The organism is Paraburkholderia sediminicola (assembly GCF_046027825.1).
GTDB lineage: Bacteria > Pseudomonadota > Gammaproteobacteria > Burkholderiales > Burkholderiaceae > Paraburkholderia > Paraburkholderia sediminicola_D.
Map to the genome: position 1 here is coordinate 1 of NZ_JAQQDU010000015.1, position 26,261 is coordinate 26,261.

Sequence of the window (26,261 nt, forward strand, 5' to 3'; positions counted from 1 at the left end):
GGAAGCGCTGAAATCACTATATAAGTGAGAGCTATGAGTTTGGGACGGTCAAGCAAGCCTTGACAACAAGCGGTTGTTCCCTCATAATCATCAGTTCTCTGCGGAGGGGTGCCCGAGTGGCTAAAGGGGGCAGACTGTAAATCTGTTGGCTTACGCCTACGTTGGTTCGAATCCAACCTCCTCCACCAGAATGCAAGCTGTAGCAGTAGTTGGGAATCCATGGATCCTTGCGGGTGTAGCTCAATGGTAGAGCAGAAGCCTTCCAAGCTTACGACGAGGGTTCGATTCCCTTCACCCGCTCCAGTAACAACGAAGTAGCGCCCATGTGGCTCAGTGGTAGAGCACTCCCTTGGTAAGGGAGAGGTCGGCAGTTCGATCCTGCCCATGGGCACCAGAAGTACTCGGTGATTGTTTGCGCGCGGCGCAACGTACGGATAAATCCTCTTAGGAGTCGAAAATGGCCAAGGGTAAGTTTGAGCGGACCAAGCCGCACGTGAACGTCGGCACGATCGGTCACGTTGACCACGGCAAGACCACGCTGACGGCAGCGATCACGACGGTGCTGACCAAGAAGTTTGGCGGCGAAGCAAGGGCATACGACCAGATCGACGCGGCGCCGGAAGAAAAGGCACGTGGTATCACGATCAACACGGCACACGTCGAGTACGAAACGGCTAACCGCCACTACGCACACGTCGACTGCCCGGGCCACGCTGACTATGTGAAGAACATGATCACGGGCGCAGCGCAGATGGACGGCGCGATCCTGGTGTGCTCGGCTGCAGACGGCCCGATGCCGCAAACGCGTGAGCACATCCTGCTGGCACGTCAGGTTGGCGTTCCGTACATCATCGTGTTCCTGAACAAGTGCGACATGGTGGACGACGCTGAGCTGCTGGAGCTCGTCGAGATGGAAGTTCGCGAACTTCTGTCGAAGTACGACTTCCCGGGCGACGACACGCCGATCATCAAGGGTTCGGCCAAGCTGGCGCTGGAAGGCGACACGGGCGAGCTGGGCGAAGTGGCGATCATGAACCTGGCCGACGCGCTGGACACGTACATCCCGACGCCGGAGCGCGCAGTTGACGGTGCGTTCCTGATGCCGGTGGAAGACGTGTTCTCGATCTCGGGTCGCGGCACGGTGGTGACGGGTCGCGTTGAGCGCGGCGTGGTGAAGGTCGGCGAAGAAATCGAAATCGTCGGTATCAAGCCGACGGTGAAGACGACGTGCACGGGCGTGGAAATGTTCCGCAAGCTGCTCGACCAGGGTCAGGCAGGCGACAACGTTGGTATCCTGCTGCGCGGCACGAAGCGTGAAGACGTGGAGCGTGGCCAGGTTCTGGCGAAGCCGGGTTCGATCAACCCGCACACGCACTTCACGGCTGAAGTGTACGTGCTGAGCAAGGACGAAGGCGGCCGCCACACGCCGTTCTTCAACAACTATCGTCCGCAGTTCTACTTCCGTACGACGGACGTGACGGGCTCGATCGAGTTGCCGAAGGACAAGGAAATGGTCATGCCGGGCGACAACGTGTCGATCACGGTGAAGCTGATCAACCCGATCGCGATGGAAGAAGGTCTGCGCTTCGCAATCCGCGAAGGCGGCCGTACGGTCGGCGCTGGTGTGGTTGCCAAGATTCTCGAGTAACGCCAGAAAGTTCTCGTTGATCGGTAGTTTCGGGGTTGGCGGTGTCGTCAACCCCAAAATGGTTTAGGGGTATAGCTCAACTGGCAGAGCGTCGGTCTCCAAAACCGAAGGTTGGGGGTTCGATTCCCTCTGCCCCTGCCAACTCTCGCGCCGTATATGGCGCTTCGTTAAGGTGTTATGGCGAATCCTTCCGTCGAAACTGTAAATACATCCGGCGACAAGCTGATGCTCGTCGCGGGCGTATTGTTGGTCTTGGCCGGGTTCGTGGGGTTCTTCTGGCTCAGCGGCCAGGAATGGTACGTCCGCGGAGCCGCCTTGGCTGTTGGCGCTATCGCTGGTGTTGCAGTCGGTCTTCTCTCCGCGCCTGGCAAGGGTTTCATCGCTTTCGCCAAAGACTCGTACAAAGAAGTTCGTAAGGTTGTCTGGCCGACTCGTAAAGAGGCCACCCAGACAACGCTCGTAGTGTTCGGCTTCGTGTTTGTCATGGCGGTCTTTCTTTGGATTAGCGACAAATCCATCGAATGGGCGATTTTCTCGGTGATTCTGGGTTGGAAATGATATGAGCGATACTCCGGCATCCCCGAGCGGCAAACGTTGGTACGTGGTGCACGCCTACTCCGGCATGGAGAAGAGCGTGCAACGTGCGCTTCAGGAGCGCATCGAACGTGCTGGCATGCAAGACCAATTTGGTCAAATCCTCGTTCCGACTGAAGAAGTGGTCGAGGTGAAAGGCGGTCACAAATCGGTGACTGAACGTCGTTTCTTCCCGGGCTATGTCCTGGTGGAAATGGAAATGACGGACGAAACGTGGCACCTCGTGAAGAACACGGCAAAGGTGACGGGTTTCGTAGGCGGTGCGCGTAATCGTCCGAGCCCGATTTCCCCGCGGGAAGTCGAGAAGATCATGTCGCAGATGCAGGAAGGCGTGGAAAAACCGCGTCCGAAGACCCTGTTTGAAGTAGGCGAGATGGTGCGGGTGAAGGACGGTCCGTTCACGGATTTCAACGGCAGCGTCGAAGAAGTGAACTACGAAAAGTCGCGCGTCCGTGTTTCCGTTACAATCTTCGGCCGCGCAACGCCGGTCGAGCTGGAATTCGGCCAGGTCGAAAAGTTGTAATCCAGAATTCTACGGGGCGCACCAATCGGTGCGTTCCGTATTTCGCGCTTACGGTCCGCGTAATGGCCGTTGAGGAGCGCAAGTAGTCTGTTTTTCGGCGAACGCGCGCTACTACTCACTGAATGTCCGTCTGTATCACGGCGGCGTTCCTAAGAGGTTTTCAAAATGGCAAAGAAAATCATCGGCTTTATCAAGCTGCAGATTCCTGCAGGTAAAGCCAACCCGTCGCCGCCGGTCGGTCCGGCACTGGGCCAACGCGGCCTGAACATCATGGAGTTCTGCAAGGCGTTCAACGCGCAGACTCAAGCGATGGAACCGGGTCTGCCGATTCCGGTCGTGATCACCGCGTTCGCGGACAAGAGCTTCACGTTCGTTCTGAAGACGCCGCCGGCTACGGTTCTGATCAAGAAGGCAGCGAAGATCGACAAGGGTTCGGCCAAGCCGCATACCGACAAGGTCGGCAAGATCACCCGCGCTCAAGCTGAAGACATCGCCAAGACCAAGATGCCCGATCTGACGGCAGCTGATCTGGACGCAGCGGTTCGTACGATCGCTGGTAGCGCCCGCTCGATGGGCATCACCGTGGAGGGCGTGTAAATGGCTAAGCTTTCAAAGCGTCTGCAAGCATTTGCAGCCAAGGTTGATCGTCAAAAGCTGTACGCGATCGACGAAGCGCTGTCGCTCGTGAAGGAATGCGCAAGCGCGAAGTTCGACGAGTCGATCGACGTTGCAGTGCAACTCGGCATCGACGCGAAGAAGTCGGACCAAGTGGTTCGCGGTTCGGTCGTGCTGCCGGCAGGTACCGGTAAGTCGGTTCGCGTGGCCGTGTTCGCACAAGGCGAAAAGGCTGAGCAAGCTCGTGCAGCCGGCGCAGAAATCGTCGGTATGGAAGACCTGGCTGAACAAGTCAAGGCCGGCAAGCTGGACTTCGACATCGTGATCGCTTCGCCGGACACGATGCGCGTTGTCGGTACGCTCGGTCAGATCCTCGGCCCGCGCGGCCTGATGCCGAACCCGAAGGTTGGCACGGTTACGCCGGACGTCGCGACTGCGGTCAAGAACGCCAAGGCTGGTCAGGTGCAATTCCGTGTCGACAAGGCCGGTATCATCCACGCTACGATTGGCCGTGCTTCGTTCGAGCCGACCGCTCTGCGTAGCAACCTGAACGCTCTGGTCGACGCGCTGCAAAAAGCGAAGCCGGCAACGAGCAAGGGTGTGTACCTGCGTAAGGTTGCGCTGTCGAGCACGATGGGTGTTGGCGTTCGCGTCGACCAGGCATCGATCGCAGCACAGTAATAAATTTCATCGCCTCGATGTGAGTCAAGGCGGTTTTATGGGCTTTGGGCGGTCGCAAGATGGCAGTCTGCATCGAGCGACCGGTTGTCAAAGACCGTTGGCGGGAACGCAGCAGGTAGGCGGACCCTTAATGTAAAGCCAACGCAGATGGCGAACCCGAAAAGGTTTTGTAGTGATGAAGCCGTTGGATGTCTACAGCAATGTGGGTGTCGGGCGGTCGAAATACTCCTGACTGGTCGGACGCCGTTATTGAACGCGGTACACAAGGCGCACGCTGCGTGTATCGAATCTGGAGGTTAACCGTGCCACTCAATAAAGAAAGCAAGCAGGCCGTCGTCGCTGAGGTTGCCGCGCAAGTCGCGAAAGCCCAGACCGTGGTTCTGGCTGAGTATCGTGGGATCACGGTTGGCGATCTGACCAAGCTGCGCGCGAAAGCGCGTGAGCAACAGGTTTACCTTCGCGTGTTGAAAAACACGCTGGCGCGTCGCGCTGTCGAAGGTACCCCGTTTGCTTCCTTGGCAGAGCAGATGACCGGTCCCCTGATCTACGGCATCTCGGAAGATGCCATTGCTGCTGCTAAGGTCGTCAACGACTTCGGCAAGAGCAATGACAAGTTGATCATCAAGGCTGGTTCCTACGAAGGCAAGGTGATGGACAAGGCTGGCGTGCAAGCGCTGGCAAACATCCCGAGCCGCGAAGAACTGCTCTCCAAGCTGTTGTACGTTATGCAAGCACCTGTTTCCGGCTTTGCGCGCGCTCTGGCCGCGCTGGCAGAAAAGAAACAAGGCGAAGAAGCTGCTGCGTAACGCACTTCAGTCGAGCGTGATTGATCGCTGGCTGTATCCGAATTCAATTTAGGAGTATTTCAAATGGCAATCGCAAAAGAAGACATCCTCGAGGCAGTAAGCTCGATGTCGGTTCTGGAACTGAACGAGCTGGTTAAGGCGTTCGAAGAAAAGTTTGGCGTGTCGGCAGCTGCTGTTGCAGTGGCAGGCCCGGCAGGCGCAGCTGCAGCTGTCGCTGAAGAGCAAACCGAATTCACGGTCAACCTGACGGAAGTCGGCGCGAACAAGGTTTCGGTCATTAAGGCTGTTCGTGAACTGACGGGTCTCGGCCTGAAGGAAGCGAAGGACCTGGTCGACGGCGCACCGAAGCCTGTTAAGGAATCGGTACCGAAGGCTGCTGCTGAAGAAGCCAAGAAGAAGCTGGAAGAAGCCGGCGCGAAGGCTGAAATCAAGTAAGTTTCAGCGCGTTGTGCGAAGGCTGGCGGTTTTCCACCGCCGGCCTTTTTGTGCTTGTTGGGGACCACGTTTTTGCCAGCCGGTTTCGGCAAAAACAGGGGCCCCAGAAGCCAAAGAAAACCGCCTATCGGTAATATTGACCGGCGTTTCTCTTTGTCTTCTGAAGCGACTGCAGAAGGCAAGTTTGGTCGGGTAGCGGGCAACACAGGCATCCGCTGCCGTCAGCCAGCGGTTGGTAGCGGCCAACCACCAAGCTTCTAGGCTCGTTCAAGCCATCGGACGGCCATCGGGTCTCAGTCGGTGAACACTCGGGTTGTCTCATCAAGGTATCCTGCCTCGACAACAATGCCCGCCGTGATTCGGAGATCGTATGCAATATTCCTTCACCGAGAAGAAGCGCATTCGCAAGAGTTTTGCGAAGCGCCCCATCGTTCACCAAGTACCTTTCCTGCTGGCTACCCAGCTTGAATCATTCAGCACGTTTCTGCAAGCAGACACGTCGTCCACGCAACGCAAGCCGGAAGGCCTGCAAGCTGCGTTTACATCCGTTTTTCCGATTGTTTCGCATAACGGGTTCGCACGTCTGGAGTTCGTCAGCTACATGCTGTCGCCGCCGGCATTCAACATCAAGGAATGTCAGCAGCGCGGTTTGACGTACTGTTCGGCACTGCGCGCGAAAGTGCGCCTGGTGCTGCTCGACAAGGAATCGCCGAGCAAGCCGGTCGTCAAGGAAGTGAAGGAACAGGAAGTGTACATGGGCGAAATTCCGCTCATGACGCCGACGGGTTCGTTCGTCATCAACGGCACGGAACGTGTGATCGTTTCCCAGCTGCACCGTTCGCCGGGCGTGTTCTTCGAACACGACAAGGGCAAGACGCACAGCTCGGGCAAGCTCCTGTTCTCGGCACGTATCATTCCTTACCGCGGTTCGTGGCTCGACTTCGAATTCGATCCGAAGGACGTGCTGTACTTCCGCGTCGACCGCCGCCGCAAGATGCCGGTCACGATCCTGCTGAAGGCGATCGGCCTGACGCCGGAACAGATCCTCGCAAACTTCTTCGTGTTCGACAATTTCACGCTGATGCCGGAAGGCGCGCAGATGGAATTCGTGCCGGAGCGTCTGCGTGGTGAAGTCGCACGTTTCGACATTACGGATCGTGATGGCAACGTGATCGTCCAGAAGGACAAGCGGATCAACGCCAAGCACATTCGCGATCTCGACAACGCGAAGACGAAGTTCATCTCGGTGCCGGAAGACTATCTGCTCGGCCGCGTGCTCGCGAAGAACGTTGTCGACGGCGACACCGGTGAAGTCATCGCTAACGCGAACGACGAAATCACCGAAACCGTCCTCGAAAAGCTCCGCGAATCGAAGATCAAAGACATCCAGACGCTCTACACGAACGATCTGGATCAAGGCCCGTACATCTCGTCGACGCTGCGTATCGACGAAACCGCGGACAAGATGGCCGCTCGCATCGCGATCTACCGCATGATGCGTCCGGGCGAACCGCCGACCGAAGAAGCGGTCGAGGCGCTGTTCAACCGTCTGTTCTACAGCGAAGACGCATACGACCTGTCCAAGGTGGGTCGTATGAAGTTCAATCGCCGTGTCGGCCGCGACGAAATCGTCGGTCCGATGACGCTGCAAGACGACGACATTCTCGCAACGATCAAGATCCTGGTCGAACTGCGTAACGGCAAGGGCGAAGTGGACGACATCGACCACTTGGGCAATCGTCGTGTGCGTTGCGTCGGCGAACTGGCGGAAAACCAGTTCCGCGCAGGTCTCGTGCGTGTCGAACGTGCTGTGAAGGAGCGTCTCGGCCAGGCCGAAAGCGAAAACCTGATGCCGCACGACCTGATCAACTCGAAGCCGATTTCGTCGGCAATTCGCGAGTTCTTCGGTTCGTCGCAGCTGTCGCAGTTTATGGACCAGACCAACCCGCTCTCGGAAATCACCCACAAGCGCCGTGTTTCGGCACTTGGCCCGGGCGGTTTGACGCGTGAGCGCGCTGGCTTTGAAGTCCGCGACGTGCACCCGACCCACTATGGCCGTGTGTGCCCGATTGAAACGCCGGAAGGTCCGAACATCGGCCTGATCAACTCGCTCGCACTGTATGCGCACCTGAACGAATACGGCTTCCTCGAAACGCCGTATCGCAAGGTGGTGGACAGCAAGGTGACCGATCAGATCGACTATCTGTCGGCGATCGAAGAAGGCCGTTACGTGATCGCTCAGGCGAACGCGGCGGTAGCTGCTGACGGCTCGCTGACCGACGAACTGGTGTCGTCGCGTGAAGCAGGCGAAACGCTGATGGTGACGCCGGACCGCATCCAGTACATGGACGTGGCGCCGTCGCAGATCGTGTCGGTGGCAGCATCGCTGATTCCGTTCCTCGAGCACGATGACGCGAACCGCGCATTGATGGGTTCGAACATGCAGCGTCAGGCTGTGCCGTGTCTGCGTCCTGAAAAGGCCGTTGTCGGTACGGGTATCGAACGCACGGTGGCAGTCGACTCGGGTACGACGGTTCAGGCATTCCGCGGTGGTGTGGTCGATTACGTCGACGCAGGCCGTATGGTGATCCGCGTGAACGACGATGAAGCCGTTGCTGGCGACGTCGGCGTGGACATCTACAACCTGATCAAGTACACGCGTTCGAACCAGAACACGAACATCAACCAGCGCCCGATCGTGAAGGTCGGCGATATCGTGTCGCGTGGCGACGTGCTGGCTGACGGTGCATCGACCGACCTCGGCGAACTGGCTCTCGGCCAGAACATGCTGGTCGCGTTCATGCCGTGGAACGGCTACAACTTCGAAGATTCGATCTTGATCTCGGAGAAGGTGGTTGCTGACGATCGTTACACGTCGATCCACATCGAAGAACTGAACGTCGTAGCTCGCGATACGAAGCTCGGACCGGAAGAAATCACGCGCGACATCTCGAACCTGGCTGAAGTGCAACTCGGCCGTCTCGACGAGTCGGGCATCGTCTACATCGGCGCAGAAGTCGAAGCAGGCGACGTGCTGGTCGGTAAGGTCACGCCGAAGGGCGAAACCCAGCTGACGCCGGAAGAAAAGCTGCTGCGCGCGATCTTCGGTGAAAAGGCTTCGGACGTGAAGGACACGTCGCTGCGCGTGCCGTCGGGCATGAGCGGTACGGTCATCGACGTTCAAGTGTTCACGCGTGAAGGCATTCAGCGCGACAAGCGTGCGCAACAGATCATCGACGATGAACTGAAGCGTTATCGCCTCGACCTGAACGACCAGCTGCGTATCGTGGAAGGCGATGCATTCCAGCGTCTCGCACGTATGCTGACCGGCAAGGTCGCGAACGGCGGTCCGAAGAAGCTCGCGAAGGGTACCAAGATTGAACAGGCTTACCTGGAAGATCTGGACCACTACCACTGGTTCGACATCCGCCTCGCGGACGAAGAAGCAGCGGCACAGCTCGAAGCGATCAAGGACTCGATCGAACAGAAGCGTCACCAGTTCGATCTGGCGTTCGAAGAAAAGCGTAAGAAGCTCACGCAAGGCGACGAACTGCCGCCGGGCGTGTTGAAGATGGTCAAGGTGTATCTGGCTGTGAAGCGTCGCCTGCAGCCTGGCGACAAGATGGCCGGCCGTCACGGTAACAAGGGTGTGGTGTCGAAGATCGTTCCGATCGAAGACATGCCGTACATGGCCGATGGCCGTCCGGCTGACGTCGTTTTGAACCCGCTCGGCGTGCCGTCGCGGATGAACGTGGGTCAGGTTCTCGAAGTGCATCTGGGTTGGGCCGCGAAGGGTCTCGGCTGGCGTATTGCAGAAATGCTGCAACGTCAGGCGAAGATCGCTGAACTGCGCGAATTCCTGACCAAGATCTACAACGAGTCGGGCCGCGCTGAAGAGCTGGACAGCTTCACGGACGACGAAATTGTCGAACTGGCGAAGAACCTGCGCGAAGGCGTTCCGTTCGCTACGCCGGTGTTCGACGGTGCGACGGAAGAAGAAATGTCGCGCGCGCTGGATCTGGCATTCCCGGACGACATCGCGAAGAACCTCGGCATGACGCCGTCGAAGAACCAGGTGCGTCTGTATGACGGCCGCACGGGTGAGATGTTCGAACGTACGGTGACTGTCGGTTACATGCACTACCTGAAACTGCACCACTTGGTCGACGACAAGATGCACGCGCGTTCCACGGGCCCGTACTCGCTCGTGACGCAGCAGCCGTTGGGCGGTAAGGCGCAGTTCGGTGGCCAGCGTTTCGGTGAAATGGAAGTGTGGGCGCTCGAAGCGTACGGCGCATCGTACGTGTTGCAAGAAATGCTTACGGTGAAGTCGGATGACGTGGCGGGCCGGACCAAGGTGTATGAGAACCTGGTCAAGGGTGATCACGTGATCGACGCTGGCATGCCGGAATCCTTCAACGTGTTGGTGAAGGAAATCCGCTCGCTCGGTATCGATATCGACCTCGACCGCAACTAATCGGACTACGGAGAGAAAGCAATGAAAGCTCTGCTCGATCTATTCAAGCAAGTCCAACAGCCTGAAGTTTTTGACGCGATCAAGATCGGTCTGGCCTCGCCAGACAAGATCCGTTCGTGGTCGTTCGGTGAAGTGAAGAAGCCGGAAACCATCAACTACCGGACGTTCAAGCCGGAACGCGATGGTTTGTTCTGCGCGAAGATCTTCGGGCCGATCAAAGACTACGAATGTCTTTGCGGTAAGTACAAGCGCCTGAAGCATCGTGGCGTGATCTGTGAAAAGTGCGGCGTCGAAGTGACGCTCGCCAAGGTGCGTCGCGAACGGATGGGCCACATTGAGCTGGCCTCGCCGGTCGCTCACATCTGGTTCCTGAAGTCGCTGCCGTCGCGTCTGGGCATGGTGCTCGACATGACGCTGCGCGACATCGAACGCGTGCTGTACTTCGAAGCATATGTGGTGATCGATCCGGGCATGACGCCGCTGAAAGCGCGGCAGATCATGACGGAAGAGGATTACTACAACAAGGTCGAAGAGTACGGTGACGAATTCCGTGCCGAGATGGGCGCGGAAGGCGTTCGCGAACTGCTGCGCGCGATCAACATCGACGAACAGGTCGAGATGCTGCGCACCGAACTCAAGAACACGGGTTCGGAAGCGAAGATCAAGAAGTACGCGAAGCGCCTGAAGGTGCTCGAGGCTTTCCAGCGTTCGGGCATCAAGCCTGACTGGATGGTGCTCGAAGTGCTGCCGGTGCTGCCGCCGGAACTGCGTCCGCTGGTGCCGCTGGACGGCGGCCGCTTCGCGACGTCGGACCTGAACGACCTGTATCGCCGCGTGATCAACCGTAACAACCGGTTGAAGCGTCTGCTCGAACTGAAGGCGCCTGAAATCATCGTCCGCAACGAAAAGCGGATGCTGCAGGAAGCCGTCGATTCGCTGCTCGACAACGGTCGTCGCGGCAAGGCAATGACCGGCGCGAACAAGCGTCCGCTGAAGTCGCTCGCTGACATGATCAAGGGTAAGGGCGGTCGTTTCCGTCAGAACTTGCTCGGTAAGCGCGTTGACTATTCGGGCCGTTCGGTGATCGTGGTCGGCCCGACGCTCAAGCTGCATCAGTGCGGTCTGCCGAAGCTGATGGCGCTCGAACTGTTCAAGCCGTTCATCTTCAACAAGCTCGAAGTGATGGGTGTCGCTACCACCATCAAGGCTGCGAAGAAGGAAGTCGAGAACCAGACGCCGGTGGTGTGGGACATCCTGGAAGAGGTGATCCGCGAACATCCGGTCATGCTGAACCGTGCGCCGACGCTGCACCGTCTTGGCATTCAGGCTTTCGAGCCGGTGCTGATCGAAGGTAAGGCTATCCAGCTGCACCCGCTCGTTTGCGCGGCGTTCAACGCCGACTTCGACGGTGACCAGATGGCTGTGCACGTGCCGCTGTCGCTTGAAGCGCAGATGGAAGCGCGTACGCTGATGCTGGCGTCGAACAACATCCTGTTCCCGGCCAACGGCGATCCGTCGATCGTGCCGTCGCAGGATATCGTGCTCGGCCTGTACTACGCGACGCGTGAAGCAGTGAACGCCAAGGGCGAAGGCCTGACGTTCACCGGCGTGTCGGAAGCACTGCGTGCTTACGAGAACAAGGAAGTCGAGCTGGCCTCGCGCGTCAACGTGCGGATCACGGAAATGGTCCACAACGAAGACAAGTCGGAAGGTGCGCCGGCATTCGTGCCGAAGATCACGCTGTACGCGACGACCGTCGGCCGTTCGATCCTGTCGGAAATTCTGCCGCCGGGCCTGCCGTTCTCGGTGCTGAACAAGCCGCTGAAGAAGAAGGAAATCTCGCGTCTGATCAACACCGCATTCCGCAAGTGCGGTCTGCGTGAAACGGTGATTTTCGCCGATCAGTTGATGCAGTCGGGTTTCCGTCTGGCAACGCGCGCCGGTATCTCGATCTGCGTCGACGACATGCTCGTGCCGCCGCAGAAAGAACAGATCGTCGGCGATGCAGCCAAGAAGGTGAAGGAATACGACCGTCAGTACATGTCGGGTCTCGTCACGTCGCAAGAACGCTACAACAACGTGGTCGACATCTGGTCGGCAACGTCGGAAGCGGTCGGCAAGGCGATGATGGAACAGCTGTCGACGGAACCGGTGGTCGATCGCGACGGCAACGAAACGCGTCAGGAATCGTTCAACTCCATCTACATGATGGCGGACTCGGGTGCTCGTGGTTCCGCAGTTCAGATTCGTCAGCTGGCCGGTATGCGTGGCCTGATGGCGAAGCCGGACGGCTCGATCATTGAGACGCCGATTACGGCGAACTTCCGTGAAGGCCTGAACGTGTTGCAGTACTTCATCTCGACCCACGGTGCACGTAAGGGTCTGGCTGATACGGCACTGAAGACGGCAAACTCGGGTTACCTGACGCGTCGTCTCGTCGACGTGACGCAGGATCTGGTGGTGGTCGAGGACGATTGCGGTACGTCCAACGGCGTCGCCATGAAGGCGTTGGTCGAAGGCGGTGAAGTCGTCGAAGCGCTGCGTGACCGTATCCTCGGTCGCGTGACGGTGGCGGACGTCGTCAATCCGGAATCGCAGGAAACGCTGTACGAAACGGGCACGTTGCTCGACGAAGACGCGGTCGAAGAAATCGAACGCCTCGGCATCGACGAAGTGCGCGTGCGTACGCCGCTGACTTGCGAAACGCGTTACGGTCTGTGCGCAGCCTGCTATGGCCGCGACCTGGGTCGTGGCTCGTCGGTTAACGTCGGCGAAGCAGTCGGCGTGATCGCTGCTCAGTCGATCGGTGAACCGGGCACGCAGCTCACGATGCGTACGTTCCACATCGGTGGTGCGGCATCGCGTGCAGCAGTGGCTTCGTCGGTTGAAGCCAAGTCGAACGGTACGGTGCGTTTCACGGCGACCATGCGTTACGTCACCAATGCGAAGGGCGAGCAGATCGTCATCTCGCGTTCGGGCGAAGCCATGATCACCGACGACCACGGCCGCGAGCGTGAACGTCACAAGGTGCCGTACGGCGCGACGCTGTTGCAACTGGACGGTGCGCAGATCAAGGCCGGCACGCAACTGGCGACGTGGGATCCGATGACGCGTCCGATCATCACCGAGTACGGTGGTACGGTGAAGTTCGAAAACGTCGAAGAAGGCGTGACGGTTGCCAAGCAGATCGACGATGTGACGGGTCTCTCGACGCTGGTCGTGATCGACGTGAAGCGCCGCGGTTCGCAAGCGTCGAAGACGGTGCGTCCGCAGGTCAAGCTGCTCGACGCGAACGGCGAAGAAGTCAAGATCCCGAACACCGAGCACTCGGTGCAGATCGGCTTCCAGGTTGGCGCTCTGATCACCGTGAAGGACGGTCAGCAAGTGCAGGTCGGTGAAGTGCTGGCACGTATCCCGGTTGAATCGCAGAAGACGCGTGACATTACCGGTGGTCTGCCGCGTGTGGCCGAACTGTTCGAAGCGCGCTCGCCGAAGGACGCCGGCATTCTGGCGGAAGTCACGGGCACGACGTCGTTCGGTAAGGACACGAAGGGCAAGCAGCGTCTCGTTATCACGGACCTCGAAGGCAATCAGCACGAGTTCCTGATCGCGAAGGAAAAGCAGGTTCTGGTGCACGATGGTCAGGTCGTCAACAAGGGCGAAATGATTGTCGACGGTCCGGCTGATCCGCACGACATTCTGCGTTTGCAGGGCGTCGAAGCGCTGGCGCGCTACATCGTGGACGAAGTGCAGGACGTGTATCGTCTGCAGGGCGTGAAGATCAATGACAAGCACATTGAAGTGATCGTCCGTCAGATGCTGCGCCGCGTGCAGATCGTTGATAACGGTGACACGCGCTTCATCATGGGCGAACAAGTCGAGCGCTCGGATATGCTCGACGAGAACGACCGGATGGCTGCGGAAGACAAGATCCCGGCAACCTACGACAACGTGCTGCTCGGCATCACGAAGGCATCGCTGTCGACCGATTCGTTCATCTCCGCGGCGTCTTTCCAGGAAACGACTCGCGTGCTGACCGAAGCGGCGATCATGGGCAAGCGCGACGATCTGCGCGGGCTGAAGGAAAACGTGATCGTTGGTCGTCTGATTCCGGCTGGTACGGGTCTCGCGTTCCACAAGGCACGCAAGAGCAAGGAACTGTCCGACCGCGAGCGTTTCGATCAGATCGCAGCGGAAGAGTCGTTCGAATTCGGTACGCCGGAAACCCCGGCCGCCGAACAGCAGCACTCAGGCGAGTAAGTGCAGGCGGCGCAAGCCGCTTTCTCTGAATGCTGACAAAGCCGCCCGGTTTCGACCGGGCGGCTTTTTTTTGACCTTCGACAATGCCAGGTCGCTTTGACGCGTGACGTTTTGTCCCGGCTTGTCGCTGCCGCTACGGCACTCGCTTCACGCGCAATCCTCCATTTTCTCTCCCGCCATTCTTAGTCGCTAAGCAATAACTAGGAATCCTCTTATATTTGATAACAATCACCTTGCCTAGCATGCGGAGGCGTCGTCGCGGTGTGGCATCAGCAAGCCAAACCATCGCGTCGACATCACGCTAATCCGCACGATGCCCACGCTTCCCACGCGTCGCATCGGCCTCGCCTGGTGATTGAATGAATGCTGCTGTCCGTAAGTTGCCGTTATCCGACGCGGCGTTGTGGGTTTGCCTCTATCTCGCGACAGGTGTCCTGTCGGGCCAGTTCAATGTGCCGACGGCGGCACTCGGTCCGTACGTATGGTTGCCCGCCGGCGTGAGCCTCGCGGCGATGCTGTTGTCGCGCACGGGTTCTGGCGTTCCACTGGCGGCTGCCTTCGCACTCGTTCAAGCCGTCCTGTCGCATTTTGGCGGGCGTGATATTCCATCATCGCTGGCGTTGGGGGTTTTGGCCGGCGTCGCACCGCTGATTGCATCCGCCGTTGTGCGATGGATGCATGTGCCGCTCGAGGGCCTCCATCTGTTGCGTGCGGTGGTGGTCGCAGCGTTGATTAGCGCGATGCTTCTCGGCGGCGGCGGCGCGCTTTACTTCGCGCTGACCAAGGGCACGCCGTTCGTTCAACCGATGCTCCAATGGTGCGCAGCGATTTTTGTTGGTGTGTGCATCAGCACGCCGCTGCTGGCGGTTTGGGGGCAGTTCCGGCCAAAGCGTTCCGCGCGCCGCAACTGGCGTCGCGAACTGGTCGGGTGTGTCGCGTTCATCACGATGGGCGTGTTGACGTGGTGGCTCTTTGATAGCGCCACGGCGCAGTGGTTCGGCATTGGCGGGGCGACCTGTCCGCTGTACTTGCCGATGTTTTGCGTTGTCATTGTCGCCATCATCGGCGGCGCGCGAGGCGGCACGCTCGCCGTTCTCGTGCTGACGCTGATCTGCCTCGGCCACACCGCTCATGGTGACGGACCATTCGCGTCGCAAACTGCCACACCCGCGTTATCGTTCCTTCAGGCACAGCTATACGTTGGCGTGACCGCCATGCTCGTATTGATCGTGCACGCGCTGAATGACGCGGAAGCCAAGGCCTATGCCGAAGCTGATCGGTGGCGCACGGATCTCGAGTTGGCGCTGGCGGGCAGTGCGCTTATCACCTACGCGGTTGAGCCGCACACCGGCCTGGTTCAATGGCGGGGCGACGTCGAGGGATCGATCGGTTACCCGGCCGATTCACTCTCTTCAGTCGATTGCGTTCTCGCACGCGTACACCCGCTTGACCGCGAGAGACTGCGCGCTCGCTGGAGCGAGCCGGCCGTTCTGATGCCCGGTGCGCCGGTGCAGATTCCCTTCCGGCTTGGCGCGCTTCGTGATGACGACTGGATCCAGTTGGTTGATGTCGGGTCGTCACTTTCCGACGGCAACGGGCGCGTTGCATTCGTGGCCGGTGCGTGGCAACACCAGTCCGCTGCGGCGAGGTAAGGCATGTCATCTCGCATCGGCGCTCTTCTGATTCATGGGTTGGGCGGCACGCAGTTCGATCTCGGATCCATGCACAGGCGTCTGAAGCGATGCGGCATCGAGACGCATTCGCTGACGCTGCCGGGGCACGGCACAACGCCGGAGGCGTTGGTGCCGTTGCGCGCTGAAGCATGGATCGAAGCGGTCACCCTGAAGTACCGGGAACTGATTTATCGGTACGACACGGTTCACGTAGTCGGAATGTGCATGGGGGCGCTGCTCGCGGCTGCGCTTTGTGCGCGTGAGCGGCACTGCAAGGGCCGTTTGATCACGCTTGCTTCACCGATCTACATCGACGGGTGGAGCACCCCCTGGTACCGGGCCTTGCGTCACGTTCTCTACTATGTGCCGCTCGTTCCCGCGAGGATGAAGATCGAAGAGGGCGAACCCTACGGCATCAAGAATTCGCTCGTACGCAACATCGTCAAAGCGAAGTTCGAGCGCGGCGACAACTTCCACTATCGGTGGGTGCCGCTCGCGTGTCTCCGCGAAGTGGACCGCTTGCGCCGTCAGGTCATTCGCGACGCAGAGCAGATCATTTGTCCCACCCTCGTGGTGCACGCCAGAGAAGATGACCTGACGAGCCTGAAGTCGGCGGAATTCATTGCGCGAACAGTGTCGGATGCACGCGTCGTCGTGCTGGAAAATAGTTATCACATGATCTGTGTCGATAACGATCGGGAACAGGCTGCCGTCAGTGTGGTCGATTTCCTCGGCGTTGCACCGCTGGCGCCGGCTGCTTCCGCGATAGTCGAGCCGTGCTTGCCCGAACTGGTGAGCGAGTAGCAACATGCGGCGACGGCTTTTTCGCGCGGCGTTGCTCATCGCAACGTGCGCTCTGATCGGGCATGCGTTCGCCGGGGAACAGGCGAACACGGTTTCCCCGTCAACGAATCAAACAGCACTCCTCCCTGCCGGCGCGCGTCCGCGAATCTGCCTTGCACTGTCCGGCGGCGGCGCGCGGGGCTACGCGCATATCGGCGTGTTGAAGCAACTCGAGGCGCTGCGCGTGCCAATCGACTGTATCGCGGGCACGAGCATGGGTGCGGTGATTGGTGGTTTGTACGCGAGTGGAATGTCGGCCGCGGAGATCGAAAAAGCACTGGCCAGCACTAACTTAACCGACGTCGCGTTCGATCGCGAAGCGCGCGCTGACCAACCGCAGGCGGTCCGTCAAGACAATCTTGTCTATCCGGTCGGCCTGCCGCTTGGCTTCGGTAGCGACGGGGTGCGTTCGGCAAGCGGATTGATTCAGGGGAATCGGCTGCTCATGCTTCTGCAACAGCACACTAGCCGGCTTCCGGGCGATGTCAGCTTCGACGATCTTCCTGTGCCGTTCAGAGCGGTCGCCACCGACGTCGAAACGGGAGGCCCGGTGGTGCTACGGAAAGGTTCGCTGCCCCAGGCGATTCGCGCCAGCATGGCGGTGCCTGGGTTGTTCACGCCCGTCATGCTGGAGCCGCGCACTCTTGTAGATGGCGGCATCGTCGACAATCTGCCGGTGGATGTCGCAAAGCAGATGGGTGCGGACATCGTAATCGCGATCGATATCGGTACGCCGCTGAAACGCGCAAATGAATTGACGTCGATGACAAGCGTCACGCAACAGGTCATTGGGGTGTTGATCAGCCGGAACGTGCGGGACCAGAAGGCCACGCTCGGCGCGTCGGATATTCTGCTAGAGCCCGACCTCTCCGGGCTTGCATTCACGGACTTCGCGGACGCCGGCCGCGGGATTGCGGCGGGCGCCGCGGCGGTCAATAGTGCGCAGGCGCAAATCAGCGCACTGTCGCTGGCTCCGCAAGCATGGTCGGCGTATCTCGCCGGCCGCAATGAGAACGCCTTCTTGCCGGCAGGAACGAGGATCGACCGCGTAGAGGTCGTGACAAATGGCCGTGTTCCGGCGGCGAGGGTACGGCAGGTGCTGCGCACGAAACCTGGCGACGTCTACGATCCGGACGCGATCGACCACGACCTCGCAGCATTGAACAGCGCAAGTGATTTCGAAAGCGTCGCACATACCTTGACCGGTCCGGCCGACGATCGCGTGCTCCAGGTGATCGCGAACTCGAAGACCTGGGGACCAAATTTCCTGCTGTTCGGTCTTGGCGTGTCCAGCAATTTCAACGGTGACGGCGCGTTTGCGCTGCGCATCGGCCATCGCATGCCGTGGATTACCCAAAGTGGACTTGCCTGGTATAACGACGCAGTTCTCGGCAGCCGCGATCTGGCGCTGCGCACCGAATTGCGACAGCCGCTTTTTTCGGTCGATGGTGTTTATCTCGCGCCGTTTGCATCGTTCAAGAGGAATCAGGCGGACGTCTACGCCGACGAGACGTCGGGCGACACGCTGCCGGTGATGAAAATCCGCCAGCAGGAAATTCGGCTTGGCTTGAATGCGGGTGTACCGCTGGGAAACCTCGGCGAAATACGGGCGGGTGTGGCCCGGGTGCGCACGTCGTACACGTCGCTGATGGCACCTCTGGCCGTCATGGTTCCTCCCGATGGTTCTGACCCGGTGCTTGCGGCCGTTAGCGTGCCTTCGTTCTCGAACAGTCAAACGGTCGCGCGCGTCGAATTCGAGGTCGATCAACTCGACGACGCGCTGTTTCCGCGCCACGGATACTACGTCGACGGGTACGCCGAAATGGCGCTTGATCAATCCGACGGTAACTACAACACGGCCCATTTACGCGAGCTCTGGGCTCAAAGCGTCGGCCGTCACAGCCTGAACGCGGCGTTCGAAGCAGGCGGGCAGTTCGGCAACAAGGGGGCCGACGTCTACCCATTCAGTCTCGGCGGCTTCCAGCACCTGGCCGCGTATGCGCAAGACCAGTTCAGCGGCAAATACATCATGTACGGGCGGCTGACGTATCTTGCGCAATTGAAACAGTTTAACTCCGCGCCGATTCAGGGCCTGTTTGCCGGTTCGAGTCTCGAGGCGGGCAACGTATGGAATAGCGACGCGGCTTTTGGACGCGCTCCATGGCGAGCGAGCGCGAGTGTGTTCCTTGGCGCGACGACATCGTTTGGTCCGCTTTATCTGGGTTTTGCGGCAGCGCCGGGCGGCGTGCGCAACGTGTATTTCCAGTTGGGGAACCAGTTCTAGCGCGGGGGCCTGTTGTGATGTGCCGGCGAATTCGCCTGCGCCAGCCGTGATTTCGAGCAATCGCATCCTGCTGCCTGGACTGCCCAACCTGCGCACGCATGCGTATCAACCACTCAAGCGACGGCGCTTTCCTAGTCCGAACGGCTAACGTATGCAAACCTTTCGGGCGGCGCGCGCGTGGGTTGGTAAAATCCGGCCACCGGCATCGCGCTGTCTAACTTCAATTCCATGTCCCGTTCGCTCCAGATCCTCAACGAAGTTTTCGGTTACCCCGCGTTCAGAGGGCAGCAGGGCGAAATTGTCGAGCACGTCTCCGCCGGCGGTGACTGTCTCGTGCTGATGCCAACGGGCGGCGGCAAGTCGCTGTGTTATCAGATTCCGTCCCTCGTGCGGCGTGAAGCCGGGTTCGGCACAGGTATCGTCGTTTCGCCGCTGATCGCGCTCATGCAGGACCAGGTGGCGGCACTCACGGAAGTCGGCGTGCGCGCGGCCTATCTGAATTCGACGCTTTCGGGCGCAGAAGCTATGGCGACCGAGCGCGCACTGCGCGAAGGCGAAATCGATCTGCTCTATGTCGCGCCGGAACGGCTGATGACACCCCGTTTCCAGGAGCTACTGGAACGCTCGCGTATCGGCCTGTTTGCGATTGACGAAGCGCACTGCGTGTCGCAATGGGGGCACGATTTCCGGCCGGAATACATTCAGCTATCGGTGCTGCACGAGCGGTTCCCGAATGTGCCGCGCATCGCGCTCACCGCTACTGCGGACGCGATCACACGCGACGAGATCATCCATCGCCTTGCGCTGGATGACGCGCGTGTCTTCGTGTCGAGCTTCGACCGGCCGAACATTCGCTATCGCATTGTCGAGAAGGACAACGCGCGCACGCAGTTGCTCGACTTCATTCGCGCTGAACACTCGAAGCCGGACGGCACGACCGACGCCGGTGTTGTCTACTGCCTGTCGCGCCGCAAGGTCGAAGAAACGGCAGAGTGGCTCAAAGAGAAGGGCATGCGCGCTTTGCCGTATCACGCCGGCATGGAGTTCGAAATTCGTCAGAAGCATCAGGAGATGTTTCAGCGCGAAGAAGGCATCGTGATGTGCGCGACGATTGCGTTCGGCATGGGTATCGACAAACCGGATGTGCGTTTCGTCGCGCACCTCGACTTGCCGAAGAGCGTTGAGGGCTATTACCAGGAAACCGGGCGCGCGGGCCGCGACGGTATGCCGGCGAACGCCTGGATGGCGTACGGTCTGGGCGACGTCGTGCAGCAGCGCAAGATGATCGACGAATCCGACGCAGACGACGCGCACAAAAGGGTGCAGACCGGCAAGCTCGATGCGTTGCTCGGTCTGTGCGAAGCGGCGACCTGCCGGCGGGTGCGGCTCCTTGCGTATTTCGGTGAGTCGAGCCAGCCATGCGGCAACTGCGACAACTGCCTCGAACCGCCCGACACATGGGATGCGACGCGCGAAGCACAGATGGCGCTGTCCTGCGTGTTCCGCGCCCAGCGCGCAAGCGGCTTTCACTTTGGCGCAGGCCACCTGATCGATATCCTGCGGGGCAACCGCAGCGAGAAGATCCTGCAGCGTGGCCACGAGAAACTGACTACGTTTGGAATCGGCGCGGCGCTTGGGGAGCCTGAGTGGCGAGCGATATTTCGCCAGCTCGTAGCGTTCGGCTATCTGACGGTCGATCACGAAGGGTTTGGCTCGCTGGTCCTCACCGAAGCCAGCAAACCGGTGCTGAAGGGCGGCCAGAACGTCACGATGCGCCGCTATGTGAAACCGACCCGCACCCGCCAGTCGTCCGGTCGCACGAGCGAGCGCGCTGATCCGACGATCGGCATGGGTCCGCGCGAGCGCGCCCGCTGGGAGCGCCTGCGCGCCTGGCGCACGGAGACGGCGAAAAGCGACGGTGTGCCGGCCTACGTAATCTTCCACGACGCCACGCTGGCCGAAATTGCCCGCAACGGCCCCGATTCCATCGAAGATCTGCGCGGCATTCCGGGCATGGGCGTCCGCAAACTCGACCGCTTTGGCGACGAGTTGCTGGAAGTCGTCGCCGCTGACTGACTGCCGGCGAGCCCGGGTTGAGGTCGGCAGGCGTGCGAAACAATGCAAGCTGTTGACTCGCTTAGCATTTTCGGAATATTATGCTAGGTTCCGGTTCTTGGAAATGCCTGTGCATGAAGTCAATTCGTGCGCCGACACCCTGGTTCGGAAGTTCGATGCGCAATCGTTTCTGCTTTGCCCGGAAACAGATGCGTCGATTTTGTTCAATTTCAGGAATAAACAATGCCAACCATCAATCAACTGGTTCGCAAAGGCCGCGCGTCGGAAACGACGAAGAGCAAGAGCCCGGCTTTGCAGGACTGCCCCCAGCGTCGCGGCGTGTGCACCCGTGTGTACACCACGACGCCCAAGAAGCCTAACTCGGCACTCCGTAAGGTTGCCAAGGTTCGTCTGACGAACGGCTTCGAAGTTATTTCGTACATCGGTGGTGAAGGCCACAACCTGCAGGAACACTCGGTCGTGCTGATTCGCGGCGGCCGTGTTAAGGACTTGCCGGGTGTGCGTTACCACATGGTTCGCGGCTCGCTGGATACCCAGGGCGTCAAGGATCGTAAGCAGGCTCGCTCGAAGTACGGTGCGAAGCGTGCCAAGGCTGGTAAGTAATTCGCCGGTCAGTGTAGTTTCAGGTCGCCTGCAAAGGCGGTAATAGCGGTGGTGCCGGAATCGCCGGTGCTGTCGAGTAAGTGGTCACCCGACCGGGCTGGTAAGTCGTTAGAGATGAATCGGGTTAGTTGGTGGCCGCGGGGCTAAAAATAGCTCCAACTGAAAAAGTAAAGGAAGAAACATGCCGCGTCGTCGCGAAGTCCCCAAGCGGGAAGTGTTGCCGGATCCGAAGTTCGGTAACGTAGATGTAGCTAAGTTCATGAACGTGCTGATGCTCTCCGGCAAGAAGTCGGTTGCTGAGCGCATCGTGTACGGCGCTTTCGAACAGATCCAGACCAAGGGTGGCAAGGACCCGCTGGAAGTGTTCACGGTAGCGCTCAACAACGTCAAGCCGGTGGTCGAAGTTAAGAGCCGCCGCGTTGGTGGTGCGAACTATCAGGTTCCGGTCGAAGTGCGTCCGTCGCGTCGTATGGCATTGGCGATGCGTTGGTTGCGTGAAGCCGCGAAGAAGCGCAGCGAGAAGTCGATGGCCCTGCGTCTGGCAGGTGAACTCTCCGAAGCGGCCGAAGGCCGTGGCGGCGCGATGAAGAAGCGCGACGAAGTTCACCGGATGGCAGAAGCCAACAAGGCGTTCTCGCACTTCCGTTTCTAAGCTTCCCGAACCCGGGTTTAGCAGAAAAAGCGGAAAGAAATTCCGGGCGGGTGCGCTTACAAAGCGCCTCGCCCGTTTGTGTTACAGCGCGATGGGTATTTTCTCGCATCGCGTCATCCCAATAGAGGATCAAAGTGGCTCGCAAGACACCTATCGAGCGCTACCGTAACATCGGTATTAGCGCTCACATCGACGCCGGCAAAACGACGACGACCGAGCGCATCTTGTTCTACACCGGCGTGAACCACAAGATTGGTGAAGTTCACGACGGCGCTGCCACCATGGACTGGATGGAGCAGGAGCAGGAACGCGGCATCACGATCACGTCCGCTGCTACCACGGCATTCTGGAAAGGCATGGCCGGCGACCGCGCTGAGCACCGCATCAACATCATCGACACCCCGGGCCACGTCGACTTCACGATTGAAGTTGAGCGCTCGATGCGCGTGCTCGACGGTGCGTGCATGGTGTACTGCGCGGTGGGCGGCGTGCAGCCGCAGTCGGAAACCGTGTGGCGTCAGGCTAACAAGTACAAGGTTCCCCGTCTCGCGTTCATCAACAAGATGGACCGTACCGGCGCGAACTTCTTCAAGGTCTACGACCAGCTCAAGCTGCGTCTGAAGGCGAACCCGGTTCCGGTCGTGGTGCCTATCGGCGCTGAAGAATCGTTCACCGGCGTGGTCGATCTGCTGAAGATGAAAGCGATCATTTGGGACGAAGCGTCCCAGGGCACGAAGTTCTCGTACGAAGAAATCCCGGCAGAACTCGTCGACACGTGCAATGAATGGCGCGAGAAGATGGTCGAAGCCGCGGCTGAATCGAGCGAAGACCTGATGAACAAGTACCTCGAGTCGGGTGAGCTGAGCGAGGCAGAAATCGTCAAGGGTCTGCGCGACCGTACGATCGCTTGCGAAATTCAGCCGATGCTGTGCGGTACCGCGTTCAAGAACAAGGGCGTGCAACGCATGCTGGACGCTGTGCTCGACTTCCTGCCGTCGCCGATCGACATTCCGCCGGTTACGGGCGAACTCGAAAACGGTGAAAAGGCTGAGCGTCGGGCAGCTGACGACGAGAAGTTCTCGTCCCTCGCATTCAAGATCATGACCGACCCGTTTGTCGGCCAGCTGATCTTCTTCCGTGTGTACTCCGGTACGACGAAGTCGGGCGACACGCTGCTGAACGCGACCAAGGACAAGAAGGAGCGTCTCGGTCGTATTCTGCTGATGCACGCAAACCAGCGTGAAGAAATCAAGGAAGTGCACGCAGGCGACATCGCTGCGGCTGTTGGCCTGAAAGACGCAACCACGGGCGACACGCTGTGCGATCCGCTGCACCCGATCGTGCTCGAACGCATGATTTTCCCGGAACCGGTGATTTCGCAGGCTGTTGAGCCGAAGACGAAGCCGGACCAGGAAAAGATGGGTCTGGCCCTGAACCGTCTGGCTCAGGAAGATCCGTCGTTCCGCGTTCAAACGGACGAAGAATCGGGTCAAACCATTATTTCGGGCATGGGCGAGCTCCACCTGGAAATTCTGGTCGACCGGATGAAGCGTGAATTCGGCGTCGAAGCAACGGTTGGCAAGCCGCAAGTGGCATACCGTGAAACGATCCGCGGCAAGGCGGAAGACGTCGACGGCAAGTTCGTCAAGCAGTCGGGTGGTCGCGGCCAGTACGGTCACGCGGTCATCACGCTCGAGCCGAATGAGCAGGGTAAGGGCTACGAGTTCCTGGACGAGATCAAGGGCGGTGTGATTCCGCGTGAATACATCCCGGCAGTCGACAAGGGTATCCAGGAAACGCTGAAGGCTGGCGTGCTGGCAGGCTTCCCGGTCGTTGACGTGAAGGTTCACCTGACGTTCGGTTCGTACCACGACGTTGACTCGAACGAAAATGCGTTCCGCATGGCTGGTTCGATGGCGTTCAAGGAAGCAATGCGCAAGGCGCAGCCGGTCATCCTCGAACCGATGATGGCTGTGGAAGTCGAAACGCCTGAAGATTACATGGGCAACGTGATGGGCGACCTGTCGGGCCGTCGCGGTATCGTTCAGGGCATGGACGACATGGTTGGCGGCGGCAAGATCGTTCGCGCCGAAGTGCCGCTGTCGGAAATGTTCGGCTACTCGACGTCACTGCGTTCGCTGACCCAAGGTCGTGCAACGTACACGATGGAGTTCAAGCATTACTCCGAAGCACCGCGCAACGTGTCTGAAGCGATCATCAACGCGAAGTCGAAGTAAGCGCGCGGCAAGTCATTCAACGATTAACTTTTTGAAAGAAGAGAAACATGGCTAAAGGTAAATTCGAACGGACCAAGCCGCACGTGAACGTCGGCACGATCGGTCACGTTGACCACGGCAAGACCACGCTGACGGCAGCGATCACGACGGTGCTGACCAAGAAGTTTGGCGGCGAAGCAAAGGCATACGACCAGATCGACGCGGCGCCGGAAGAAAAGGCACGTGGTATCACGATCAACACGGCACACGTCGAGTACGAAACGGCTAACCGCCACTACGCACACGTCGACTGCCCGGGCCACGCTGACTATGTGAAGAACATGATCACGGGCGCAGCGCAGATGGACGGCGCGATCCTGGTGTGCTCGGCTGCAGACGGCCCGATGCCGCAAACGCGTGAGCACATCCTGCTGGCACGTCAGGTTGGCGTTCCGTACATCATCGTGTTCCTGAACAAGTGCGACATGGTGGACGACGCTGAGCTGCTGGAGCTCGTCGAGATGGAAGTTCGCGAACTTCTGTCGAAGTACGACTTCCCGGGCGACGACACGCCGATCATCAAGGGTTCGGCCAAGCTGGCGCTGGAAGGCGACACGGGCGAGCTGGGCGAAGTGGCGATCATGAACCTGGCCGACGCGCTGGACACGTACATCCCGACGCCGGAGCGCGCAGTTGACGGTGCGTTCCTGATGCCGGTGGAAGACGTGTTCTCGATCTCGGGTCGCGGCACGGTGGTGACGGGTCGCGTTGAGCGCGGCGTGGTGAAGGTCGGCGAAGAAATCGAAATCGTCGGTATCAAGCCGACGGTGAAGACGACGTGCACGGGCGTGGAAATGTTCCGCAAGCTGCTCGACCAGGGTCAGGCAGGCGACAACGTTGGTATCCTGCTGCGCGGCACGAAGCGTGAAGACGTGGAGCGTGGCCAGGTTCTGGCGAAGCCGGGTTCGATCAACCCGCACACGCACTTCACGGCTGAAGTGTACGTGCTGAGCAAGGACGAAGGCGGCCGCCACACGCCGTTCTTCAACAACTATCGTCCGCAGTTCTACTTCCGTACGACGGACGTGACGGGCTCGATCGAGTTGCCGAAGGACAAGGAAATGGTCATGCCGGGCGACAACGTGTCGATCACGGTGAAGCTGATCAACCCGATCGCGATGGAAGAAGGTCTGCGCTTCGCAATCCGCGAAGGCGGCCGTACGGTCGGCGCTGGTGTGGTTGCCAAGATTCTCGAGTAAAATCGAGGGTTGAAGTTGCAGTAAGTGGTGCCCGGAGCCGGGCGCCAGCCCACAGCGGGTGCCCGGCTCTACGTTCTTTTACTATCTGGCGGCGCAATACCGCCTCGCTCTTTCCAAGGAATTGTCATGCAGAACCAGAAAATCCGCATTCGCCTGAAGGCTTTCGACTATCGCCTGATCGATCAATCGGCAGCTGAAATCGTCGACACGGCAAAGCGGACTGGCGCAATCGTTCGCGGTCCGGTGCCCCTGCCGACCCGCATTCAACGTTTCGACATCCTGCGTTCGCCGCACGTCAACAAGACGTCGCGCGATCAGCTCGAAATCCGTACGCACCAACGCCTGATGGACATCGTCGATCCGACGGACAAGACCGTTGACGCACTGATGAAGCTGGATCTGCCGGCTGGCGTGGACGTGGAAATCAAGCTCCAATAAGGCTTGTAGCGGTTGCCTGGCATGCCAAGCAACGCTAAGTCATTGATTGCTTGCGGAAAACGAAAAGCCTCGCTACAATAGTGGGCTTTTCGCGCATTTGCGCAAAAAAGTCGGTGTGCTGCAGCATGAATTCATGCCCGAAACGGCACCGGCATTTTGTAAATTAGCCCCGACCAAT

The 26,261-nt window shown here is 59.5% G+C and carries 18 protein-coding genes and 4 tRNA genes; all 22 read left to right on the plus strand.

The genetic code is table 11. The annotated features are described in order from the left end of the window. Positions 1–102 precede the first annotated feature (102 nt). The 22 genes from PQQ96_RS10580 to rpsJ all read left to right on the plus strand — a co-directional run bounded on the left by PQQ96_RS10580 (position 103) and on the right by rpsJ (position 26,083). Positions 103–188: transfer RNA gene (locus tag PQQ96_RS10580), tRNA-Tyr, on the plus strand. 41 nt (positions 189–229) lie between these two features. After that, a tRNA-Gly gene (locus PQQ96_RS10585) sits at positions 230–303 on the plus strand. Positions 304–319: 16 nt separating this feature from the next. Further along, positions 320–394: transfer RNA gene (locus PQQ96_RS10590), tRNA-Thr, on the plus strand. 63 nt (positions 395–457) lie between these two features. After that, positions 458–1,648, plus strand: coding sequence for an elongation factor Tu (gene tuf, locus PQQ96_RS10595; RefSeq protein WP_408291465.1), 1,191 nt, complete (start codon positions 458–460; stop codon positions 1,646–1,648). Positions 1,649–1,713: 65 nt separating this feature from the next. Further along, positions 1,714–1,789 (plus strand) — tRNA-Trp (locus tag PQQ96_RS10600). A 36-nt stretch (positions 1,790–1,825) separates the two neighbouring features. Continuing rightward, entirely contained in the window at positions 1,826–2,206 is a 381-nt protein-coding gene (gene secE / locus PQQ96_RS10605) for a preprotein translocase subunit SecE (protein ID WP_169491093.1), read from the plus strand. A gap of 1 nt (position 2,207) precedes the next feature. Beyond that, positions 2,208–2,765, plus strand: coding sequence for a transcription termination/antitermination protein NusG (gene nusG, locus PQQ96_RS10610; protein ID WP_007180147.1), 558 nt, complete (start codon positions 2,208–2,210; stop codon positions 2,763–2,765). A 165-nt stretch (positions 2,766–2,930) separates the two neighbouring features. Next, entirely contained in the window at positions 2,931–3,362 is a 432-nt protein-coding gene (gene rplK / locus PQQ96_RS10615) for a 50S ribosomal protein L11 (protein WP_025496715.1), read from the plus strand. Next, complete coding sequence (rplA, locus tag PQQ96_RS10620; RefSeq protein ID WP_035554727.1) at positions 3,363–4,061, plus strand: 50S ribosomal protein L1; 699 nt, start codon at positions 3,363–3,365, stop codon at positions 4,059–4,061. It begins immediately after the preceding gene. Positions 4,062–4,363: 302 nt separating this feature from the next. Beyond that, the gene (gene rplJ / locus PQQ96_RS10625) at positions 4,364–4,867 is read left to right on the plus strand and encodes a 50S ribosomal protein L10 (protein ID WP_054043370.1); all 504 of its coding nucleotides are present in this window, start codon (positions 4,364–4,366) and stop codon (positions 4,865–4,867) included. 63 nt (positions 4,868–4,930) lie between these two features. Next, positions 4,931–5,302, plus strand: coding sequence for a 50S ribosomal protein L7/L12 (rplL, locus tag PQQ96_RS10630; RefSeq protein WP_105511078.1), 372 nt, complete (start codon positions 4,931–4,933; stop codon positions 5,300–5,302). Positions 5,303–5,672: 370 nt separating this feature from the next. After that, positions 5,673–9,779 (plus strand): DNA-directed RNA polymerase subunit beta, encoded by a 4,107-nt coding sequence (rpoB, locus tag PQQ96_RS10635; protein WP_054043374.1) that lies wholly within the window; start codon positions 5,673–5,675, stop codon positions 9,777–9,779. A 21-nt stretch (positions 9,780–9,800) separates the two neighbouring features. Continuing rightward, entirely contained in the window at positions 9,801–14,039 is a 4,239-nt protein-coding gene (rpoC, locus tag PQQ96_RS10640; protein WP_074281986.1) for a DNA-directed RNA polymerase subunit beta', read from the plus strand. Positions 14,040–14,398: 359 nt separating this feature from the next. Continuing rightward, positions 14,399–15,691, plus strand: a complete 1,293-nt coding sequence (locus tag PQQ96_RS10645; RefSeq protein WP_408291468.1) for an MASE1 domain-containing protein — start codon at positions 14,399–14,401, stop codon at positions 15,689–15,691. A gap of 3 nt (positions 15,692–15,694) precedes the next feature. Beyond that, positions 15,695–16,516 (plus strand): alpha/beta hydrolase, encoded by an 822-nt coding sequence (locus PQQ96_RS10650; protein ID WP_408291470.1) that lies wholly within the window; start codon positions 15,695–15,697, stop codon positions 16,514–16,516. 4 nt (positions 16,517–16,520) lie between these two features. Further along, positions 16,521–18,839: a patatin-like phospholipase family protein gene (locus PQQ96_RS10655; protein ID WP_408291472.1), complete on the plus strand. Its 2,319-nt coding sequence runs from the start codon at positions 16,521–16,523 to the stop codon at positions 18,837–18,839. A 228-nt stretch (positions 18,840–19,067) separates the two neighbouring features. Beyond that, positions 19,068–20,915, plus strand: a complete 1,848-nt coding sequence (recQ, locus tag PQQ96_RS10660) for a DNA helicase RecQ (protein WP_408291473.1) — start codon at positions 19,068–19,070, stop codon at positions 20,913–20,915. 222 nt (positions 20,916–21,137) lie between these two features. Next, on the plus strand, positions 21,138–21,518 hold the full coding sequence (rpsL, locus tag PQQ96_RS10665) for a 30S ribosomal protein S12 (protein WP_006998493.1): 381 nt from the start codon (positions 21,138–21,140) through the stop codon (positions 21,516–21,518). Between the two features lie 181 nt (positions 21,519–21,699). Next, a complete protein-coding gene (gene rpsG / locus PQQ96_RS10670) occupies positions 21,700–22,170 on the plus strand; it encodes a 30S ribosomal protein S7 (protein WP_006053291.1) in 471 nt (156 codons plus the stop codon). Positions 22,171–22,304: 134 nt separating this feature from the next. Beyond that, the gene (gene fusA / locus PQQ96_RS10675; protein WP_408291474.1) at positions 22,305–24,407 is read left to right on the plus strand and encodes an elongation factor G; all 2,103 of its coding nucleotides are present in this window, start codon (positions 22,305–22,307) and stop codon (positions 24,405–24,407) included. A gap of 47 nt (positions 24,408–24,454) precedes the next feature. Further along, the gene (tuf, locus tag PQQ96_RS10680; protein WP_063497539.1) at positions 24,455–25,645 is read left to right on the plus strand and encodes an elongation factor Tu; all 1,191 of its coding nucleotides are present in this window, start codon (positions 24,455–24,457) and stop codon (positions 25,643–25,645) included. Between the two features lie 126 nt (positions 25,646–25,771). Beyond that, entirely contained in the window at positions 25,772–26,083 is a 312-nt protein-coding gene (gene rpsJ, locus PQQ96_RS10685) for a 30S ribosomal protein S10 (RefSeq protein WP_006998489.1), read from the plus strand. The last annotated feature ends 178 nt before the right edge of the window (positions 26,084–26,261 follow it).

Bases quoted from the DNA above. Each gene is read 5' to 3' on its own strand.
- tuf (WP_408291465.1), top strand. From the start codon at position 458: ATGGCCAAGGGTAAGTTTGAGCGGACCAAGCCGCACGTGAACGTCGGC.
- secE (WP_169491093.1), top strand. From the start codon at position 1,826: ATGGCGAATCCTTCCGTCGAAACTGTAAATACATCCGGCGACAAGCTG.
- nusG (WP_007180147.1), top strand. From the start codon at position 2,208: ATGAGCGATACTCCGGCATCCCCGAGCGGCAAACGTTGGTACGTGGTG.
- rplK (WP_025496715.1), top strand. From the start codon at position 2,931: ATGGCAAAGAAAATCATCGGCTTTATCAAGCTGCAGATTCCTGCAGGT.
- rplA (WP_035554727.1), top strand. From the start codon at position 3,363: ATGGCTAAGCTTTCAAAGCGTCTGCAAGCATTTGCAGCCAAGGTTGAT.
- rplL (WP_105511078.1), top strand. From the start codon at position 4,931: ATGGCAATCGCAAAAGAAGACATCCTCGAGGCAGTAAGCTCGATGTCG.
- rpoB (WP_054043374.1), top strand. From the start codon at position 5,673: ATGCAATATTCCTTCACCGAGAAGAAGCGCATTCGCAAGAGTTTTGCG.
- rpoC (WP_074281986.1), top strand. From the start codon at position 9,801: ATGAAAGCTCTGCTCGATCTATTCAAGCAAGTCCAACAGCCTGAAGTT.
- PQQ96_RS10645 (WP_408291468.1), top strand. From the start codon at position 14,399: ATGAATGCTGCTGTCCGTAAGTTGCCGTTATCCGACGCGGCGTTGTGG.
- PQQ96_RS10650 (WP_408291470.1), top strand. From the start codon at position 15,695: ATGTCATCTCGCATCGGCGCTCTTCTGATTCATGGGTTGGGCGGCACG.
- PQQ96_RS10655 (WP_408291472.1), top strand. From the start codon at position 16,521: ATGCGGCGACGGCTTTTTCGCGCGGCGTTGCTCATCGCAACGTGCGCT.
- recQ (WP_408291473.1), top strand. From the start codon at position 19,068: ATGTCCCGTTCGCTCCAGATCCTCAACGAAGTTTTCGGTTACCCCGCG.
- rpsL (WP_006998493.1), top strand. From the start codon at position 21,138: ATGCCAACCATCAATCAACTGGTTCGCAAAGGCCGCGCGTCGGAAACG.
- rpsG (WP_006053291.1), top strand. From the start codon at position 21,700: ATGCCGCGTCGTCGCGAAGTCCCCAAGCGGGAAGTGTTGCCGGATCCG.
- tuf (WP_063497539.1), top strand. From the start codon at position 24,455: ATGGCTAAAGGTAAATTCGAACGGACCAAGCCGCACGTGAACGTCGGC.
- rpsJ (WP_006998489.1), top strand. From the start codon at position 25,772: ATGCAGAACCAGAAAATCCGCATTCGCCTGAAGGCTTTCGACTATCGC.